This window comes from Pseudoalteromonas piscicida (genome assembly GCF_002208135.1).
Taxonomy (GTDB): Bacteria; Pseudomonadota; Gammaproteobacteria; order Enterobacterales; family Alteromonadaceae; genus Pseudoalteromonas; species Pseudoalteromonas piscicida_A.
Map to the genome: position 1 here is coordinate 3,010,761 of NZ_CP021646.1, position 19,765 is coordinate 3,030,525.

Annotated in this window: 17 protein-coding genes and 1 pseudogene; 5 read left to right on the forward strand and 13 right to left on the reverse strand. The window is 44.6% G+C overall.

Features of this window, described 5'->3' with window-relative positions:
- Positions 1-36 precede the first annotated feature (36 nt).
- Positions 37-507 (reverse strand): DUF2947 domain-containing protein, encoded by a 471-nt coding sequence (locus tag B1L02_RS14005; RefSeq protein WP_045962078.1) that lies wholly within the window; start codon positions 505-507, stop codon positions 37-39.
- Positions 508-591: 84 nt separating this feature from the next.
- Here B1L02_RS14005 and B1L02_RS14010 point away from each other — a divergent pair, with 84 nt between their 5' ends.
- From B1L02_RS14010 to B1L02_RS14020, 3 genes are read left to right on the forward strand one after another with little or no spacing between them, the layout of a single operon-like run.
- Complete coding sequence (locus tag B1L02_RS14010) at positions 592-828, forward strand: DUF1653 domain-containing protein (RefSeq protein ID WP_010377401.1); 237 nt, start codon at positions 592-594, stop codon at positions 826-828.
- A gap of 43 nt (positions 829-871) precedes the next feature.
- Positions 872-1,708, forward strand: a complete 837-nt coding sequence (locus tag B1L02_RS14015; RefSeq protein WP_088531513.1) for an AAA family ATPase — start codon at positions 872-874, stop codon at positions 1,706-1,708.
- Positions 1,709-1,710: 2 nt separating this feature from the next.
- Positions 1,711-2,895, forward strand: coding sequence for a vWA domain-containing protein (locus B1L02_RS14020; RefSeq protein ID WP_088531514.1), 1,185 nt, complete (start codon positions 1,711-1,713; stop codon positions 2,893-2,895).
- 47 nt (positions 2,896-2,942) lie between these two features.
- On the opposite strand, the gene B1L02_RS14025 is transcribed toward B1L02_RS14020, so the two are convergent.
- Together B1L02_RS14025 and acs are read right to left on the reverse strand one after the other, a co-directional pair.
- Positions 2,943-3,596, reverse strand: coding sequence for a response regulator transcription factor (locus B1L02_RS14025; protein WP_088531515.1), 654 nt, complete (start codon positions 3,594-3,596; stop codon positions 2,943-2,945).
- An 86-nt stretch (positions 3,597-3,682) separates the two neighbouring features.
- Entirely contained in the window at positions 3,683-5,623 is a 1,941-nt protein-coding gene (gene acs / locus B1L02_RS14030) for an acetate--CoA ligase (protein WP_088531516.1), read from the reverse strand.
- A 290-nt stretch (positions 5,624-5,913) separates the two neighbouring features.
- Here acs and B1L02_RS14035 point away from each other — a divergent pair, with 290 nt between their 5' ends.
- A complete protein-coding gene (locus tag B1L02_RS14035; RefSeq protein ID WP_088531517.1) occupies positions 5,914-7,074 on the forward strand; it encodes a DcaP family trimeric outer membrane transporter in 1,161 nt (386 codons plus the stop codon).
- A 224-nt stretch (positions 7,075-7,298) separates the two neighbouring features.
- Here the strand turns inward: B1L02_RS14035 and hflC are convergent, their stop codons facing one another.
- From hflC to B1L02_RS14080, 9 genes and pseudogenes are all read right to left on the reverse strand, one after another.
- On the reverse strand, positions 7,299-8,177 hold the full coding sequence (gene hflC, locus B1L02_RS14040; RefSeq protein ID WP_088531518.1) for a protease modulator HflC: 879 nt from the start codon (positions 8,175-8,177) through the stop codon (positions 7,299-7,301).
- A gap of 5 nt (positions 8,178-8,182) precedes the next feature.
- Positions 8,183-9,357 (reverse strand): annotated as a pseudogene (gene hflK, locus B1L02_RS14045) (FtsH protease activity modulator HflK).
- Positions 9,358-9,449: 92 nt separating this feature from the next.
- Positions 9,450-10,739, reverse strand: coding sequence for a ribosome rescue GTPase HflX (gene hflX, locus B1L02_RS14050; RefSeq protein WP_088531519.1), 1,290 nt, complete (start codon positions 10,737-10,739; stop codon positions 9,450-9,452).
- 24 nt (positions 10,740-10,763) lie between these two features.
- Positions 10,764-11,027 (reverse strand): RNA chaperone Hfq, encoded by a 264-nt coding sequence (gene hfq, locus B1L02_RS14055; protein ID WP_088531520.1) that lies wholly within the window; start codon positions 11,025-11,027, stop codon positions 10,764-10,766.
- A 76-nt stretch (positions 11,028-11,103) separates the two neighbouring features.
- A complete protein-coding gene (gene miaA / locus B1L02_RS14060) occupies positions 11,104-11,994 on the reverse strand; it encodes a tRNA (adenosine(37)-N6)-dimethylallyltransferase MiaA (protein WP_223192071.1) in 891 nt (296 codons plus the stop codon).
- Positions 11,995-12,100: 106 nt separating this feature from the next.
- Complete coding sequence (mutL, locus tag B1L02_RS14065) at positions 12,101-13,966, reverse strand: DNA mismatch repair endonuclease MutL (RefSeq protein WP_223192070.1); 1,866 nt, start codon at positions 13,964-13,966, stop codon at positions 12,101-12,103.
- Between the two features lie 3 nt (positions 13,967-13,969).
- Complete coding sequence (locus tag B1L02_RS14070) at positions 13,970-15,313, reverse strand: N-acetylmuramoyl-L-alanine amidase (RefSeq protein WP_088531523.1); 1,344 nt, start codon at positions 15,311-15,313, stop codon at positions 13,970-13,972.
- Complete coding sequence (gene tsaE, locus B1L02_RS14075; protein WP_010605655.1) at positions 15,306-15,779, reverse strand: tRNA (adenosine(37)-N6)-threonylcarbamoyltransferase complex ATPase subunit type 1 TsaE; 474 nt, start codon at positions 15,777-15,779, stop codon at positions 15,306-15,308. Before tsaE ends, B1L02_RS14070 begins: the two co-directional genes overlap by 8 nt.
- On the reverse strand, positions 15,776-17,260 hold the full coding sequence (locus B1L02_RS14080) for an NAD(P)H-hydrate dehydratase (RefSeq protein WP_088531524.1): 1,485 nt from the start codon (positions 17,258-17,260) through the stop codon (positions 15,776-15,778). The genes tsaE and B1L02_RS14080 overlap by 4 nt, the downstream gene beginning before the upstream one ends.
- An 11-nt stretch (positions 17,261-17,271) precedes the next feature.
- Between B1L02_RS14080 and queG the strand changes: the two genes are divergently transcribed.
- A complete protein-coding gene (gene queG / locus B1L02_RS14085; protein ID WP_088531525.1) occupies positions 17,272-18,405 on the forward strand; it encodes a tRNA epoxyqueuosine(34) reductase QueG in 1,134 nt (377 codons plus the stop codon).
- Between the two features lie 156 nt (positions 18,406-18,561).
- Here the strand turns inward: queG and B1L02_RS14090 are convergent, their stop codons facing one another.
- Positions 18,562-19,695 carry a response regulator gene (locus B1L02_RS14090; RefSeq protein ID WP_088531526.1) on the reverse strand — a complete coding sequence of 378 codons (1,134 nt, stop codon included), beginning with the start codon at positions 19,693-19,695 and terminating at the stop codon, positions 18,562-18,564.
- Positions 19,696-19,765 lie beyond the last annotated feature (70 nt).

Here is a 19,765-nt window from a genome sequence, read left to right on the forward strand (position 1 = left end):
TGCTTACGGCTTGGTTCCTAGTTTTGTTGTACTTGCTTACGGCTTGGTTCCTAGTTTTGCTTGCCCCTCAGCCATAAATTGTACTACCGAACTGCGTTTTTTTCCTATTAAGAAACTGCCGTCAGTCAAAAACATAAAGTTCTGCCAACATCGCTTAAACACGTCAAAACGGGTCTCGATCACATCATCTCGAGAGAGACAAAAATACACGGTGGTATTAGCTTGCCAATCAAGAAATTGCTCGATAGTCTCAGGAAACGCTTCTCCTGCTTCCCACGGCTGCTCCCAATTGAGGGTTTCTTGCCATGAGTCCGCTTTACCAACCCAGTCTGTTTTATCAAAGAAATCAGGGTGATCTTTTTCGTTGCTTACCATAGTGCTCCAAAGCACCGCAGCGCGCGCCGCTGACATTGGTTTTATCAATGCCAGGTCGGATTCTTCGATTGGAAGATCTTTATGTTTGAAAACCCAAGCTTTCTTATAATCGTCCAGCGCAATATAATTCATCTTTAAACACCTTCAGTCTTAATGGCACGGATTATAACATTTCAGTCCGTCACGTACGGCTTTTATTTTTTGGAGCTTGAATTAGTGGATATCACACCTGGAATTTACCGCCACTACAAAGGAAAATTATATCGAGTGCACGCCTTGGCAACGCACAGTGAAACGCAAGAGAAGCAAGTGGTTTATCAAACCCTATATGGAGATATGAGCTTTTGGGTTCGACCACTTGAAATGTTTTTAGAAGACGTTATGGTCGAAGGCGAAGCGGTGCCTCGCTTCACTTTAATCGAAACCGAAGCAGGGTTGGCAGCGAAAAGCTGATTGTGGCAAGATGAGTCTATCTCATCTGACCACAAGAAGCTGAATTATGTTTAAAGGTACTGATCAATATATTGCTACCTCTGCTCTACAACAGGCCGTGAACGCGGCCATCGTTTTAGAAAAACCACTCCTGATTAAAGGTGAACCTGGCACAGGCAAAACCTTACTCGCCGAAGAACTGGCAAAAAGTTTAGATACCGAACTCATCCAATGGCATATAAAGTCAACAACCAAAGCACAGCAAGGCCTATACGAATACGATGCGGTCTCGCGTTTACGCGACAGTCAACTTGGCGATCCTCGCGTTAATGATGTTGGCAATTACATTATCAAAGGTAAGCTGTGGCAGGCATTTACCGCCACAAAGCGCCCCGTTCTGCTGATTGATGAAATCGACAAAGCCGATATTGAGTTCCCCAATGACCTGCTGTTAGAGCTCGATAAAATGGAGTTTCATGTCTACGAAACCAACGAGCAAATAAAGGCCAAAGTACGCCCTATCGTCATTATCACCTCAAACAATGAGAAAGAGCTACCAGATGCCTTTTTACGCCGCTGCTTTTTCCACTACATCGACTTTCCGAGCAAAGAAGAGATGCAGCAAATTGTAGACGTGCATTTTCCACATATTAAAGCGAATTTAGTGCAACGAGCACTCGAAAGCTTTTTCCAATTACGCGACACACCAAACCTAAAGAAAAAGCCAAGTACGAGTGAACTACTCGACTGGTTAAAACTATTATTAGCGGAAGATATTTCCCCTGACGCGTTACATGATAAATCCAACCAAGGTGGCCTAATGCCGTTATTTGGTGCGCTACTTAAAAACGAGCAAGATGTTTCTTTGGTTGAAAAGCTCGCCTTTATGAGCCGCCGCTGATCATGCTCATCGATTTTGTACTCACCCTTAGGCGTTACGGTATTAAAGCGAGCCTGCGCGAATTACTAGACTGTTTAGAGGCGCTAGATAAAGAAGTTTGCTTTGCCGATCTGGACAGCTTTTACTTTTTGGCAAAAACTATCTTCGTGAAAGATGAAACCTTGTTTGATAAATTCGACCGCGCGTTTGCTGATTATTTTGAGGGGATAGAGTCAATAGACCTCTTTTCACAACTTCAACAACAGCAATTGCCTGAGGACTGGCTGCGTAAAGAATTTGAGAAATTGCTGTCGGAGGAAGAAAAAGCCAAACTTAACGCGATGGGTGGACTCGACAAGCTCCTTGAAACGTTAAAAGCACGCTTGGCAGAGCAACGAAAACGCCACGCAGGCGGTAATAAATGGGTTGGTACAGGCGGCACCTCACCTTTTGGCGCTTATGGCTATAATCCTGAAGGGATCCGCATTGGCCAAGACGGAAACCGTCATCGCAGGGCAGTCAAGGTCTGGGATAAAAGGCAATACCGTAATCTCGATAGTAATACTGACATCAGCAGCCGCAATATTAAGCTCGCACTCAAGCAATTGCGTAAATTTGCACGCAGCGGAGCCAGCGATCAGCTCGACCTTAATGAAACCATCCGCGCTACCGCAAGACAGGGCGGCATGCTGGATGTGAAAATGGCGCCTGAGCGGCATAACTCAGTGAAAGTACTGATGCTGTTTGATATTGGCGGCTCTATGGATGACCATATCCAACTTTGTGAACAACTATTTAGCGCCGCACACAGTGAATTTAAGCACCTTGAGTTTTTTTACTTTCATAATTGTGTGTACGAACATGTTTGGCACGATAATGACCGTCGTGACAGCGAATTGCTTGATACTTATCAGCTAATTAACCGTTACGGCTCAGACTATCGACTAATATTTGTTGGTGACGCGACAATGGGCCCCTATGAAATCACCTATCCCGGCGGTAGCGTAGAGCATTGGAATCAAGAAGCAGGAGCTACTTGGTTGAATCGTTTAACCAATCACTTTAGTAAGGTGGCTTGGCTTAATCCTCAGCCGCAAAGCTATTGGTCTTATTACCATTCGATCGAGCTAATAAATCAATTAATGCAAAATCGAATGTATCCGCTAACAATTGAAGGTCTAAGTCAGGCGTTTAAAGAATTAAGCTAAAGCAGTGCTGCTTGCAAGGTAAACACCTTGCAAGCAATGATGCGAAATTAGTCACTCACTTCGATGGGTTCTAATTGTAATTTTGAAGCAATCAATACGGCTTGAGTACGGTTATAGACGCCCAACTTTCTGAAGATAGCGGTGATATGTGCTTTCACCGTTGCCTCTGAAATATTTAGCTCATAGGCAATTTGCTTATTCAGCAAGCCTTCGTGTAAATATTGCAGCACTTTATATTGCTGCGGCGTAAGCGAGGCCACTTGTTGGGCAAGCTCTTTGTCTTCTCCTTCAAGTTCAGCCACTTTGTCTTTCATGCCTTCAGGCAACCACGTGTCACCTTCGAGCACTTGATCTATGGCTTCGGTAATTTGTTCTACTGACGCCGCTTTTGGGATAAAACCCATCGCGCCGTATCCCATCACTTTAGAGATGATAGAAAGGTCTTCGCTTCCCGAAACCACAACAACTGGAAGACTTGGGTGATCCTCACGGATCCGAATTAGTCCATATAAATCACCATTGCCCGGCATATGTAAATCGAGCAGGAGTAGGTCTAGTTCTTCTTGTTGTTGTAAGACCGAGAGCGTAGTGTCAAAGTTTTCAGATTCGAATACCTCTAGTCCTTCAAACTGCGCTTTTAGAGCCCCCTTAAGCGCCTCTCGAAATAGAGGGTGATCATCCGCGATTAAAAACTGATACATGCTATGCTCCTAAAAAATCGGCTGTTATCGTAAAGATAACAGCCGTTATAGTATGTTTATATTAGGTCGCAATTCAAGTTATTCAGTTAACGATTCAATCTATTCTCGATTAATTCATCAACCACACTTGGATCGGCAAGTGTAGAAGTATCTCCTAACTGTTGATACTCATTGGCTGCAATCTTACGCAAAATACGGCGCATGATTTTACCAGAACGGGTTTTAGGTAAACCTGGAGACCATTGGATCATGTCAGGGGTTGCAATTGGGCTTAGCTCTTTACGCACCCAATTTCTCACCTCTTTAGTTAACTCATCTGATACCGTCACTCCTTCATTTGGCGTGATATAGACATAGATCCCTTGGCCTTTAATATCGTGTGGATAGCCTACCACAGCCGCTTCAGCAACCGCTTCGTGGGCCACTAACGCACTTTCGATTTCAGCAGTACCGAGGCGGTGACCTGAAACGTTAAGTACGTCATCCACGCGACCTGTGATCCAGTAGTAACCGTCTTCATCACGGCGACAACCATCGCCCGTAAAATAAACGCCCGGATAAGCCGAGAAGTACGTTTGCTCGAAGCGCTCATGGTCACCATAAACTGTGCGAGCTTGTGAAGGCCAGCTATCCAAAATCACCAGATTACCCTCGGTCGCGCCTGTCAGCGTATTGCCTTCAGCGTCAAATAGTGCAGGAGCAATACCAAAGAATGGACGGGTCGCAGAACCCGGCTTAAGTGCGGTAGCGCCAGGTAGTGGCGTGATCATGATGCCGCCCGTTTCGGTTTGCCACCAAGTATCGACGATAGGACAATCGCTATTACCAATTTGTTCGTAATACCAAGACCAAGCCTCTGGGTTAATTGGCTCACCGACCGAACCCAAAATACGTAAACTATCACGCTTAGAACTTGCAGTCGGCTCGTCACCTTTCGCCATCAAAGCACGGATCGCGGTAGGCGCAGTATAAAGGATAGTAACGCCATGTTTATCAACGATTTCACCCATGCGACCAGACGTTGGATAAGTTGGTACGCCTTCGAATACAACTTGAGTACAACCATTCACAAGTGGGCCATAAGCAATATAACTATGACCTGTGATCCAACCCACATCTGCACTACACCAGTAAATATCATCTTCTTGGAGATCGAATACATACTCATGCGTCATCGATGCATACACCAAGTACCCACCTGTCGTATGAACAACCCCTTTCGGCTGACCAGTAGAGCCCGAGGTGTAAAGAATAAAGAGCGGATCTTCCGCATTCATCATTTCAGGTTCACATTCGGCTGGCTTATCAGCAACTAATTCATGCCACCATACATCGTGAGCATTCCATTCAACATCGCCACCTGTTAATTGATGTACAACCACATGCTCGATAGTGGTGACGCCAGCTTGCGCCACCGCTTCATCGACATTTGCCTTCAGCGGCACACAATTACCACCGCGACGACCTTCATCTGAAGTGATCACAACTTTGGCGCCAGAATCTTTAATACGATCTGCAATCGCTGAAGGTGAAAAACCACCAAACACTACAGAATGGATAGCACCAATTCTTGCACAGGCCTGCATGGCGTAAATCGCTTGTGGAGTCATCGGCATGTAGATAGCGACGCGGTCACCCTTTGCAACTCCTAGGCTCTTAAGGCCATTGGCAAGCTTTGCGACTTCATCGTGGAGTTGCTGGTAGGTTATATTTTCCGTTTGTTCTGGGTTATCGCCTTCCCAAATCAATGCGATTTTATCGGCGCGCTTTTCGAGGTGTCTATCGATACAGTTATAAGAGGCATTTAGTACGCCGTCTTCATACCATTTAATATTGATATGGCCTTTGTCGAATGAGGTATTTTTAACTTTACTATAAGGTTTGAACCAATCTAAACGTTGACCGTGCTCTTTCCAAAACTCTGCGGGGTCATCAACCGACTTTTGATATAGTTCTTGATATTGCTCGTCGTTGATTAATGCTGCGTTCTTGATTTTTTCAGGAACTGGATAAATGCTCTGTGACATAGTCATCTCCATTATATTTAGAGGTCTAGGTCTGCTAGACACGCTTTTCCTAAGGATCACCCAGCCTTGGGTGTTTAAGTATTAGACCTTAGTTGTAGAACACCTGCAAACGTAAAAGTTTCATACAAGCAATATACTCGCCTCCCCCCATTTATTTGCCGCATACCACCTTAGTCTAATAGACCAATAGGTAATTGAGTAAAAACCAACCTTAAACAACAGTTAGTGATGATTAAAAATGAATGTCAGCTGCTGCCAACTGCAAAGCACAGCTATTGAGGAACTGGATTATGACAACGAATAACATTAATAAAAAACTGCTCGCAGTTGCTATCAGTAGTCTCTGCGCTCTCCCTGCCACTGCGGCTGAGATTGGCGATACTAAGGTCAATTACGGTGGTTATATCAAGCTTGATGCCATTTGGAGTGACTTTTCCGACGGCGCGTTAGGTGCGCAAAATATAGGTCGAGATTTTTACGTTCCAGGTACGACTCCTGTCGGAGTTAACTCTGATAGCGATGCTGTATTTGATATGCATGCTCGTCAATCTCGCTTCAATTTTGCCACCGATACTAAACTCGATGATGGCAGCAGCATCAAGACTAAAATCGAGCTAGATTTTATTGCGTCAACCGGTGGTAATGAGCGCGTTAGTAACTCCTACTCACCTCGTATTCGCCAAGCCTTTGTGGCCTACAAGGGCTTCTTGTTTGGTCAAGCTTGGTCAAACTTTCAAAATGTTAGTGCATTACCAGAGACTTTAGACTTCGTCGGCCCAGCTGAAGGCACCGTTTTCGTGCGTCAAGCCATGGCTAAATACACCACGGGAAACTGGTCTTTCTCTATTGAAAACCCAGAAAGCACAGTGACCACTGCAGATAGTGGCCGTGTAGTCACCGATGACGCTAGCATGCCTGATTTCACAGCACGTTACACACACAATGCAGATTGGGGTCATATTGCGGTAGCGGCACTTGCGCGCCAAATTACCTATAAAGTCGGTGGAGCTGATGAGTCGGAAAGCTCATTTGGGATCAGTGCATCTGGTCGTGTTAATTTTGGCAACAATAACTTGAAATTTATGCTTACCCAAGGTCAAGGGCTTGGTCGTTACATAGGCCTAAATGTTGCTAATGGCGCGGTATACGACGGTAACTCGTTACATGCAATTGACTCGACGTCGGGCTTTATCGCTTATCAACATAGCTGGAACGATCAGTTCCGATCAACATTCTTATACTCTTTCTTTAATGCTAATAACGAAAACGATTTACTGGCGATAACTGGTGACCCGACAAAATCAAGTATGAGTTACAGCGCAAACCTACTTTATTCCCCCGTGAAAAAGCTCACCTTTGGTGCTGAATATAAGATGGGCACTCGTGAAACTGAAAGTGGCCTTGAAGGTGATTTGGACAGACTACAACTTTCAGTGAAGTACGTGTTTTAAGGGTTTGTTATTTTAATAGGCTAGTACCAATTCACTTCCTAACTGCGGCTTAATGGCCGCTTTTTTATTATTGGTGGCGACATGAGGTCGCTGCTACGATGTACTTTTCGCGACTAAAGTCGGCTGCTACTGGTGGGGGTCATCATCTAACGTCATGACCATATCGCGCCAATAAAAAACCCCGCTGGCTGGCGGGGTTTTATTATCGTCTCAAAAGCATGATCTTATTGTGCTTTTGCATCCTTCATATAGTTAAAGAACTCGCTGTTTGGTGATAGCACCATGACGTCATTCTTATCTTTGAAGGTATTTTTATATGCTTCAAGCGAACGAACGAAACTAAAAAACTCAGGGTCTTTGTTATATGCTTCAGCGTAAATGTTTGCAGCTGTTGCGTCACCTTGACCACGAACCGCGCGAGCATTTCGCTCAGCATCTGCAAGCATAACGGTAACACGACGGTCAACATTAGCACGGATGGTCTCCGCCTTCTCTTGGCCCTCAGAACGGTGCTCTTTAGCCACTGCTTGACGCTCCGCACGCATACGCTGGTAGATTGAGTTACTTACTTCGTTAGGTAGGTTAATTTGCTTAACACGGACATCAAGTACTTCAATCCCAAGCTCAGTTGCACTTTCTGACGCTTGAACTAACGCTTCTTCCATTAGCTCGCTACGTTCACCAGATACTATTTCTTTAATAGTACGCGAACCGAAGTTTGTTCTTAGACCGTTATTGACCTTTTGTTTTAGTAGCGTTTCAGCATATTGCTTATCGCCACGCGCACGTAGGTAATAAGAGCTAAAATCGTTTACGCGCCACTTTACATACGAATCCACAATTAAGTCTTTTTTCTCGCTCGTTACAAAGCGATCAGGTTGACCATCAAGTGTTTGGATCCGTGCGTCTAATTTTCGTACTTGGCTAAAGAAAGGCACTTTCAAGTGAAGGCCAGGTTCATACACCAAAGCATCGCCATTCGCGTCTTTTTGTACCTTACTAAATAGCAGTACAATCGCTCTTTGACCTTCGTTTACTACAAAGATACCAGAGAACGACATGATCACGGCAGTGACTAATAGAAGTAGACTAAAATTCTTCATATTGATTATCTCCCGTTACCAAATCTGTCGCGATTAAATCTATCACCGCCTGAATTGACAGAACTATTTTGCTGCTGATTACCTTCAATCCTTTTACGAAGTTGCTCTATTTCACTCTGATTTGGTAAACGTACTGGTGACGAAGCATTGTTATGTGATTGCATAATCTTATCAAGCGGTAGATACAGCATGTTATTACCACCTTCAACATCTACTAATACTTTTGAGCTTCGACCTAAAACTTGCTCCATCGCATCAATATATAAACGTTTACGCGTTACTTCTTTCGCAGCTTGGTACTCTGGCAGTAACTTTTCAAAGCGCTCCACTTCACCTCGAGATTCAAGAATAATACGTTCACGATACGCTTCTGCTTCTTGCGTCATACGAGTCACTTGACCACGGGCACGTGGTTCAATTTCTTTCGCATAAGCTTCTGCTTCACGAATGAAACGCTCTTCATCTTCCTGTGCAGCAATCGCATCATCAAATGCATCTTTTACTTCTGAAGGGGGACGCGAGTCTTTAAAGTTGACGTCAGTTACAATCAAACCGAGATTGTAAGGTTCAATAATACTGTTTAGCTCTTCCCAAGTGCGCTGACGAACCACTTCACGACCAGTCGTTAGCACTTGATCCATACGAGAGTGACCCACGACGTAACGTAGAGCACTGTCCAGCGCTTGTTGTAAGCTGTGGTCAGCATCGGTCACACTGAAACGATAAAGCGTTGGATCTACAACACGATATTGCACTTCAAACTCAACGCTTACTACGTTTTCGTCTTCCGTCAGCATAAAGCCAGAAGCCGACAATGAACGTACCGCTTCAATATCAACAGGAATAACACGTTCGATGAACGTGGCTTTCCAACGCAGACCTGGCTCAGCAATACGGTCAAACTTACCAAATTGCAACACGATGCCGCGTTCAGCCTCTTTTACTGTGTAGATACCGCTTAGTGCCCATACAATGGCTGCGATAATAAGTATAAAGACGAAACCAGCACCGCCTAATCCGCCATTACCACCTTTCCCCGGCTTACCACCGAAAATACCGCCGAATTTATTACCAAATTTACGGAATACTTCATCTAGATCAGGTGGGCCTTGATCCCGCCCCCGCGGTTTTTCCACGGATCGTTATCATTGCCATTATTACCCGGTTCGTTCCAGGCCATAGCTATACTCCATTGTTATTTAAATGAATTAGGTTAAATCTAACAAAATTCGAGCGACTCTCATATAAAAATACGCTCGAATTTGACGATTTTTAACTACCAACGACTAAATCATTGAGATTTCGCCCGAATTCCTTATTGAGCTTTTCCCATTCGATTTTTGGCATTCTTACCGAAACAAGCCAATTGCCTTGCTCGTCGTAGCCTTTTTCATCCACGGCATTAAGCTCAAATAGTGCACCTCGTAAGCGCCCAAGGGCTGGAGGTACCGCAAGCTCAGCTGTGAAAACGGTTTTTGCCAACAACTCTTTAACTGCATCGAATAACAGCGAAATCCCTTCTCCCGAGTGGGCACTTAACCAAACTCGGATCGGTTTTCCTTCATCGTCCCTATCTATTCTAGGCGCAACTTCGTCCATTAGATCAATTTTGTTGTAGACCAAAAGTTGAGGAATGTCATTGGCTTCAATTTCCTCTAGAACCAATTGTACCTGTTCTATATTTTCTTTTCTTCTCGGATCTGCAACATCGATGACATGAAGCTGTAAATCCGCTTCACGGGTTTCTGTTAAAGTCGCTTTAAATGCTGCTACCAAGTCATGAGGTAAATGACGAATAAAACCTACTGTATCTGCTAAGATAACGGGGCCAACATCATCGATTTCTATCTTTCTTAGCGTAGGGTCAAGCGTTGCGAACAATTGGTCAGCAGCATAAACATCCGCATCTGTAATTTTGTTAAACAGTGTCGATTTACCCGCATTGGTGTAACCTACCAGAGAAACGGTTGGGATCTCGTTACGACTTCGTGCTCGACGCCCTTGCTCACGCACAATGGCAACCTTGTCCAATCGTTTGCGAATACTCTTAATTCGCTCTCGAAGCAACCGTCTATCGGTTTCTAATTGGGTTTCACCAGGACCACGTAAACCGATCCCCCCTTTTTGCCTTTCTAAGTGCGTCCATCCTCGAATTAAGCGCGTAGAGATATGCCTTAGCTGAGCAAGCTCAACCTGCAATTTACCTTCGTGGGTACGGGCTCTTTGCGCGAAAATATCTAAGATCAGCGTTGTCCTATCTAACACTCGACACTTACAAACGCGTTCTAAATTGCGCTCTTGTGAGGGACTGAGTTGGTGGTTAAATATGATGACATCTGCGTTGTGGATGTTGACAATCTCGGCAATTTCTTCAGCTTTACCCGTTCCGACAAACAACTTTGCATGTGGTGCTTGACGGCTGCCTTGCACAACCGCCACACTACTAACACCAGCAGAAGAAACTAGCATTTCCAATTCACGTAGATCTTCGCGATCTCCTTCGTGAGGAAATTCTATATGAACCAAGACTGCCTGTTCGCCGGCTTCATAACGGTCAAACAAGCATTAAGCTCCTACTAATAAGAATTAATAATTACCTTCATCACCTTGGTCACCCGCTTCGCTTCCGGTTGCATTTTGGAAGTTAACCGCACGAGCTGGAACCACTGTGGAGATGGCGTGTTTGTAAACCATTTGGTTTACTGTGTTTTCAAGCAAAATCACAAACTGGTCAAATGACTGGATCTTGCCCTGTAATTTAATACCGTTCACTAAAAAAATTGAGACGGGAATGCGCTCACGACGCAAGACATTCAAAAATGGGTCTTGTAAAGATTGGCCTTTTGCCATTTTCTTATCCTTCGTTTTAGGTGTTATTATGTCAGGTCGTTGATTTAATCAGAACACGCTGATTTAACAACTACTATTAGCTTAGCGAAGTTAGAACACGTTGCAAGTTTTCTTGACCATCGGTGTCAAGCCAAGTCACATCTTGCCACCCCCTCAGCCAAGTTAATTGCCGCTTCGCCAGTTGTCTGGTCGCTGCGACGCCTTTGAAAACCATTTCGTTATAATCGCACTCGCCAGCTAAATACTCCCACATTTGCCGATATCCGACACAGCGAATAGAAGGCAAATCAGGGTGTAAATCTTTCCGTTGATATAAGGCCAAAACTTCATTTTTAAAGCCTTCATCCAACATTATTTTAAATCTTTTCTCTATACGTTCATGTAAGGCTTTTCGGTCACTTGGTGCAATCGCAAATTGATGAAATTGATACGGCAAAGCATCTTGTTTGCTTTGCTGCAATTGAGTCATCGTTTTGCCACTAATGCGATAAACTTCCAGAGCACGGTTTATACGTTGCGAATCGTTTTCGCTGATTTTTGCCGCTGCTTCTGGGTCGATATTTTTTAATTGCTGATGCAGCGCAGGCCAACCCATTTGATCAGCCTCACGCTCTAATATCGCCCTAACTTCGGTATCAGCCTCAGGTAATGGCGACAGGCCTTCAATTAAGCCTTTAAAATACATCATCGTGCCACCAACTAAAATTGGCACTTTTCCCCGCTGATGGAAATCATCAATTAGTTTAATAGCATCAGCACGAAACTCTGCAACCGAATAACTTTGTGCAGGGTCAATAATATCAATAAGGTGATGTGGTGCCATTGCTTGCTCTTGTGCGCTCGGCTTTGCCGTACCAATATCCATCCCTTTGTACACTAACGCCGAGTCTACACTGATGATTTCGGTATTTAACGCTTGGCATAACTCTATGGCCAATGCGGTTTTGCCCGCAGCTGTCGGTCCCATAAGGGTAATGACAGGTAACTTGTTCACATCTAACCTACTAATAAACTGCACTAATCTCGTATTATAGCTGATAGTACATGGTAATTAATACCTACTTAGGCACGAATTACAGCAAACTTAAAAAACTGACCAACTTCTGGGTATCAATTGTAACCGCGCTTTTATGAATACGAGCCAAACATGGGGCTTTTGAAAGTAATTTTTCTTTAACTAAATCAAAATGCTGGCTATCAAAATAGCTACTGGGTGTTGATACTTCTAGCCACTGTAACCAATCTTGGAGTTCGGCATCTGAGCTTGGTTCCATCATCTTCTTGGAAATTTCACCAACATCTATACTATAGAGCGACACAGGTAACTTTTTAACTAAAATATGGCCATCAAAAATTTCTATCGCAAACCCTAAAATTGCTAACCATGTTTCACGCTGCTGCAATGCTTCCAGTGCGGGTTTCTCTAGTTTGATTCGAACAGGTAACAGCAAAGCTTTGCCTTGCAGTGTGCCATCTTGCTCAATTTGCATTTGCCAATATGGCAACAGCCCCTGCCGACAATCACCAAACAACAGCTGTTTATCTTGCTCAAGCATGACTTTACCTTGTGGTAGCAACATCCAGCTGGATTTACGGGCGGATACCGGGACGCTACTTGTTTCGCTTAACGGTAATGTACCTTCTTCAACTTTGTCGAAGTGTTGCATTTGTTGATGTGAAAGCCCTTGATAGAGTTGATTCACATTTACCTGCTTTTTGCCACTGCCCGTTGCACCGCCATAATTACTTTGACCACGACTTGAAGCTGCACTTGGCGCTTCGGAGCGTTCGCTAAAGGCACTCGGGACCGAACTGGCGTGCGCTTGCGCTTCAGGTTGTAAGGTTGAGCGATAACTTTGATGATAGGTTTCATCTACCTGTTCTTGGGGCGTAAATAATGGCGATGTGGTATCAGGTGCTTGAGTTTTGGTCTCACTTGCACAAGATAAATCAATTTGTTCCGTCGCGACCTGCTTTATTGCTTGTACAATAAAGTCGTGAACCAAGCGCGCTTGATGAAAGCGAACTTCGTGTTTCGCGGGATGAACATTAACGTCAACTTGCCTCGGATCTAACTCAAGATATATGACAAAACCGGGAAGCTCTTCATGCCCGAGTGACTCATCAAATGCTTGGCGAATCGCATGCAAGATGAGCTTATCTCGCATCATACGACCATTTACGTAAGTATATTGCGTGCCGTTGTTAACCCCCGCAGGTAACACCCAACCGAATAGCCTCAGTCCCTCATGACCTGAGTCAATAAAGCTTGCTTGCTGTAAGAATGCTTTACCACCAACTTGCGCAACTCGCTCAACACCTTTTTCAATAGTGCGCGGGCGATATTGGCGAACCACCTTTTGGTTATGAGTGAGCGTAATGGCAATATCAAAGCGACTCAATGCAATGCGCTTAACCAGTTCATCTATATGGCTAAACTCGGTTTTTTCCGTGCGTAAAAACTTTCTGCGTGCAGGCGTGTTGAAAAACAGATCTTTGACTTCGATAGTGGTACCGTCTGGGTGTGCGGTAGGTTGAACCTGTACAGCCATCTCTCGCCCTTCGGCGAAAGCCTGCCAAGCAGTTTCTTGCGCTTGAGGCTTAGAGCTCAGAGTCAGTCGCGATACTGAGCTGATAGATGCAAGCGCCTCACCTCGAAAGCCAAGCGAAGCAATACATTCTAGGTCATCCAAACTTTTAAGTTTACTTGTCGCATGGCGAGACAACGCCAACGTCAGTTCGTCTTTAACAATACCGATGCCGTTATCACGGATACGAATAAGCTTATGTCCTCCGCGCTCAATATCTATTTGAATGCGCGTTGCACCAGCATCTATACTGTTTTCCACCAGCTCTTTCACCACAGAGGCTGGACGCTCCACCACCTCACCGGCAGCAATTTGGTTGGCTAACCGAGCTGGAAGAATTTCTATCGTCATCATTTACGCTTTCGGAATAGTTAAGACTTGCCCAATAAACAAGGTATTGTTTTTCAGGTCATTTGCTTTTTTCAATTCACTGACCGTAATGCCATAACGGCTAGCCAGCACACTCAGTGATTCGCCACTTTTTACTTTATGTGTAACCGGCTTGTTGGATTGCATACGCGCAAAGAGCGAATTATCCGGTGGATTTTTCTCATAATAGCCTTTTATCGAACTAAAAATAGCCCGAGCTAAACGCTCTTGATAATGTGGAGACATTAATAGCTTTTCTTCTTTGGGGTTTGAAATAAAGCCAGTTTCCACCAGAATCGAAGGTATGTCTGGTGATTTTAGTACCCCAAAGTTTGCAGCTTGCGGTCGGCTTTTGTGCATTTTTGCCACTTTTTTCAGCTCTTTGACGACTTCTTCTGCGACCTGAAACCCAGTTTTCATCGAATGTTCCATCGACATATCAAGTAGCGCTTTGGCTAAATATTTTTCGTTGGCCGTGTCTTTAATTAAATCGGCTGCTCCACCTAACAGTTGTGAGTGCTTTTCTTTGTCTTCCAGCCACTTACCTATTTCAGAATTTGCTCTGCGCAGTGACAAAACCCAGACCGACGCACCGCGTGGTTGAGGGCTGGTGAAAGCATCCGCGTGAATGGACACAAAGAAATCCGCTTTTCTCTCTCGCGCTCTTGCGGTTCTCGTATTCAACTTGAGGTAATAATCGCCGGTACGGATAAGTTTTGCGCTCATCCCCGGCTGGCTATCTACTAAGCGTGCTAAACGCTTCGCAATCTGAATGGTTACGAGCTTTTCATAGGTGCCTGAAGGCCCAATAGAACCTGGATCTTCACCGCCATGACCGGCATCGATGGCGATGACAATATCTCTGTCTTGCGCGAGTGTTTTTCGTGGTGCGGTAGCTTTTGTATCGTCATAAGCGCTCATCTGCTTACCATACAAATCAACGACTAGTCGGTTTTTATAAGGACCAGTTGGTGCTAACGCAAAGATTTTTGGCGTAGCGCTACGACTTAACTCCACAACAATCCGTGCAGAATTGCTATTCTTCGGTTTGCTGTGACGCACTTTGTTTACAACGCGATGTTCGTCAGGAATACTCGGAAAGTCTTTTTGTTGCTTAGTGTTTTCAAGGTCGATCACTAAGCGCAGCGGATTTTTCAGCACAAAATAGCTGTAATCCGGCTTATCGCTCATATCAAAAACAATACGAGTGCTTTCTGGAGAGGGCCAAACACGCACACTTTCGATGGCGTTTTGGGCAATGGTGTGCATGCTCGTTAAGAGCATGCAGATAAAAATGAAAATATAACTAATAGTCGGCTGATTACGCATAATCTTGTAATTGTTTTAATAGTGCCTCGCCGCGGCTAGACTTGGCCTCAAGTGTAATTTGACGGCCATCACCAGCATACTGCATTGTGACGTCTATATCTGGGTTTGGAATAAAGCCTTCACCTTTTTCAGGCCACTCAACAACACAGATAGCATTACTTGCAAAGTAATCCCGGATCCCCATGTATTCGAGCTCTTCAGGCGAACCTAATCGATATAAATCAAAATGATATATTGAGACATCATCCAGTTCATAAGGTTCAACTAAGGTATAAGTTGGACTTTTTACCTTACCTGAATGACCAAGGCTTTGCACAATACCGCGAGTGAGCGTGGTTTTACCTGCGCCTAAATCACCGTGTAAAAATAGTACCGCACCTTGACGAATAACATTGGCAATTTTATTACCCATGGCAACTGTTGCTGGCTCATCAGCCAAATCGAATTTCATATGACCTGTCGTCACCCTAAAATACCTCGAATATGTTCGAATAAATCCCCAGCCAACATACCTTTTTCGCCATCATGGGCGGCCTGCTCGGCAGCTAAACCATGAATATACACGGCTAGGTTTGTTGCAGCAAATGCTTCCATCCCTTGGGCAATTAAACCGCCTATGATACCAGATAAAACATCGCCCATCCCAGCACTCGCCATTCCAGCACAGCCTGAACGATTAATATTTATCCGCTCATCTTCAGATATCAAACTTCCCGGCCCTTTCAATACCGTAACAGCGCCATATTCATGGCTAATTTTTTTAGCCACCGCGAAGCGGTCGTGTTCATTTAGCGGTGTCTTTGAGTGACTCAATAACCGCTTTGCTTCACCTAAGTGAGGCGTTAACACCCAGTTTGATTTTTGCCTCGGTGAATCCGCTAAACAATTGAGTCCATCAGCATCCACAACCATCGGCAATTCAGTTGCCATCGCACACTTAAAGAGTGCTTTGGCCCAAGCGTCTTGACCAAGCCCGGGACCAAGCACTATCACACTGGCTTTTTTCATCAGTGGCGATAACTCATCTGCACTTTCAACACCGTGCACCATTAATTCAAAACGCCCTTGTAAGACGCTCGCAATATTATCTGGATGAGTGGCTACCGACACTAGGCCCGCACCAGCACGCAGGGCTGCTTCTGCCGCCAATCGAATTGCCCCCGCCATGCCACGATTACCGCCAATAAGTAACACATGCCCATGTGCATTTTTGTAGCTATCTAGCGCTCGCTCGGGCCTTGCTGCCATTAACGTGTCATGATTTAAGTAATTAGATGTTGGCGTTACTAGAGTTTTAAATGCGTCACCAACATCCAAGTCGGCTAACCATAATGTCCCCACAAAGCGTCTTGCAGAGCCGCTAAGTAAACCCTGTTTTAACGCGATAAAGGTCATGGTTTCGGTGGCTAAAAATGCGCTAGGTGCAATTTCTCCAGTTGTGGCATTTATCCCGCTTGGTACGTCAAGGGCCAACCTAGTGATCGGCAGCTTATTTATTTTGTCAAAACAATGACAAATGTGCTCAGGTAGTTCACCTCTAAAGCCTGTACCAAACACGCCATCAACTACAACCGTAAACTGACTTAACTCTACATCGCCTAATGAAAAAACCAATGCGCCTTGATATTGAGAAAATGCCTGCTGCGCATCGCCCGTCAAATTTTCGGGTTCAAATAGCGCGAATACTGTTACGGAAAATCCGGCCTGCTGACATAATTGAGCGACGACAAAACCGTCTCCCGCGTTATTGCCTTTACCTGTGATAATTAAGATATGACTGGATTTGGGCTGGCTGTTTTCAATAAAGCGAAATGCAGCGGCCCCAGCTCGCTGCATTAAAGTACTCAGATCAGTGCCTGATAACTTTGCCGCTTTTGCTTCATATTGCTGCACTTGCTGGGCTGAATAAGCAAATTGTGGTAAATTGTCCGTGTATTCATTAGCCATTATTTCTTCCCGTGACGACCGATAATATCAATTATAGTGAACTTGCAGCACAAATTAAGCAATGGGGCCAAGAACTTGGCTTTGCAGAAGTCGGTATAACCGACATTGATTTAAGTGAGCATGAAGCACAACTTCAGCGCTGGTTAGACGCAGGTTACCATGGTGAAATGGCTTATATGGCGGCGCATGGAATGAAGCGTGCCCGCCCCGCCGAACTGGTTCCAGGCACTCAGCGTATTATTTCGGTCAAAATGAATTACCTGCCACCAGATGCCAGCTTTGCCAGAGCGCTTGGTAACAAAACCACAGCTTATCTCTCTCGTTATGCATTAGGTCGAGACTATCATAAGGTGATGCGCAATAAGCTAAAGCAGCTCGGACAAAAGATTGAGCAAGAAGTCGGCACGTTAGGGTTTCGCCCTTTTGTCGACTCAGCCCCTGTACTGGAGCGACAAATTGCTGAAAAAGCCGGACTTGGCTGGCGTGGAAAAAACAGTCTAGTGATTAATAAGCAGGCGGGTTCTTGGTTTTTCTTGGGTGAGCTGTTTGTTGATATTCCACTTCCCGTTGATAAACCAAACCAAGAAGAAGGTTGCGGCCGTTGTACCGCCTGCCTAACTTTATGCCCCACCGGCGCCATCGTGGAACCTTATGTCGTCGATGCAAGACGTTGTATTTCTTATCTCACCATAGAGCTTCAAGGCGCCATTCCAGAGGAGTTTAGGGCAAAAATGGGCAATCGAATATATGGTTGTGATGATTGCCAGTTGGTTTGTCCATGGAATCGCTATGGTCAAATAACGGAAGAAGCCGACTTTTTGCCGCGAACTCAACTTAAAGATCAGCAATTATTAACCTTATTCGCTTGGGATGAAGCCACATTTTTGAAAAATACCGAAGGTAGCCCAATTCGCCGGATTGGACATGAACGTTGGCTACGAAACTTAGCCGTTGGCCTTGGCAATGCCCACTACGACGAAGCTATCGTTACAGCACTGGAAGACAAGCGTCAAAGTGCAACCCCACTTGTTATCGAGCATATCGACTGGGCGTTGGAGCGACAAAAACAAAAGTCCGACCAGCATGAGCGCAAAAAAGCAAGGCTGATCCGCATTATTGAAAAGGGCTTGCCACGAGATGCTTAGCGGGCTTGTCGTGAGGTGTTTTAAAGGGTTTTCGTGCTAAAAAAGTCGCGCTAAAGCACGAACTACGGCAAAATAGGTCGAGAGAATCTCGATAAAAATTCGAGCTAAAAAGTCGCGCTGAAGCACGACCTACAGCTTTATTGGAAATTAGGGTTACTATTCTGAACGTCGAGAGAGCAGTTTTAAATCTTCTTCGATATCATGGAAAGCAATTTTAACTTCTCGCACACTTTCTTCCCGTGCGACAGAGCTTTGAATCGCTTTATCGACGTTTTGATAGATAAACATCTCCTGATCTTCGTCTAGGCCCATAGTAGGAATTCGCTCTTCGAATAGCTCCTGTAATGAGCGGAACACTTTTTCGTTTTCTTGACGATTTTTATCAAGCAGCGACACCATGCTGTTAAACTTACCTTGCACCATTTTTATCGCTTCTTCCAAGTCTTCGTGTTGCTGTACCAGCTTGCGTTTAGTGGAAATGGCAATTAACTGTTGCTCCGTTACACTGGCAATAAAACAAATATGATCCCGTAATCTACCGTGTTTATCAGGGTCGTCTCCCGGCATATTGAGGATCAAAATGCTCAAAAATGGATAGTTAACCAATATACGGTTAGTAAATTCATGTAATCGCCCTTTGGTGTGTAAGATCTCAAATAATTCAATGACGATAGGCGAGCAAATACCCGTCGTTGCAAAGTGATGCTTTTGCCCCTCGAGTCGAACCTCAACATTGCAGTTAAGCCCCAGCCCCTTTAAACATTGACATAACGCTTCTGCGAGCCGTGGGATCGTTTCTATTTCACCTATCTGCTCAATGTAGGTAACAATTTGCCCCATTTCACTGCTATTCGCCATGGCGCTAAATGCTGTGGAGGTTGCATCTTCAATTTGCTGAGCCAGAATATCTTTTTCTAGTAGCATTTGGTTCAAGTGCGTTAGTTTGGCTTTTAGTTCACCTTGGCCAAACGGCTTAACAATATAATCTTCAGCACCCACCGAGTAGCCTTCCATTCGCTCTTCAACAGAACCTCTTGCTGAGACAAACATAACGATAATATGCTGCGTGTTTGGGTTGGCTTTTACTGCCTTACATACCTCATATCCGCTCATTTTTGGCATACTTACATCAAGTAAGATAACTTGAGGATCAAAATCTTCGACTACAGCTAGACATTCATGGCCGCTTTCAACGGTTTTTAACTCAAAGTCTAAGTCTTCTAAAATCTCTTCAATGATTTCTAGATTAAATGGTTCGTCGTCAACTGCTAAGATTCTGCGTAAAGCCATAAATGAATATCCTTCGTCGGTTCACAATGGGAAAGGCACTGTGGGGAAATACGGTAACTTAAAGCCAATG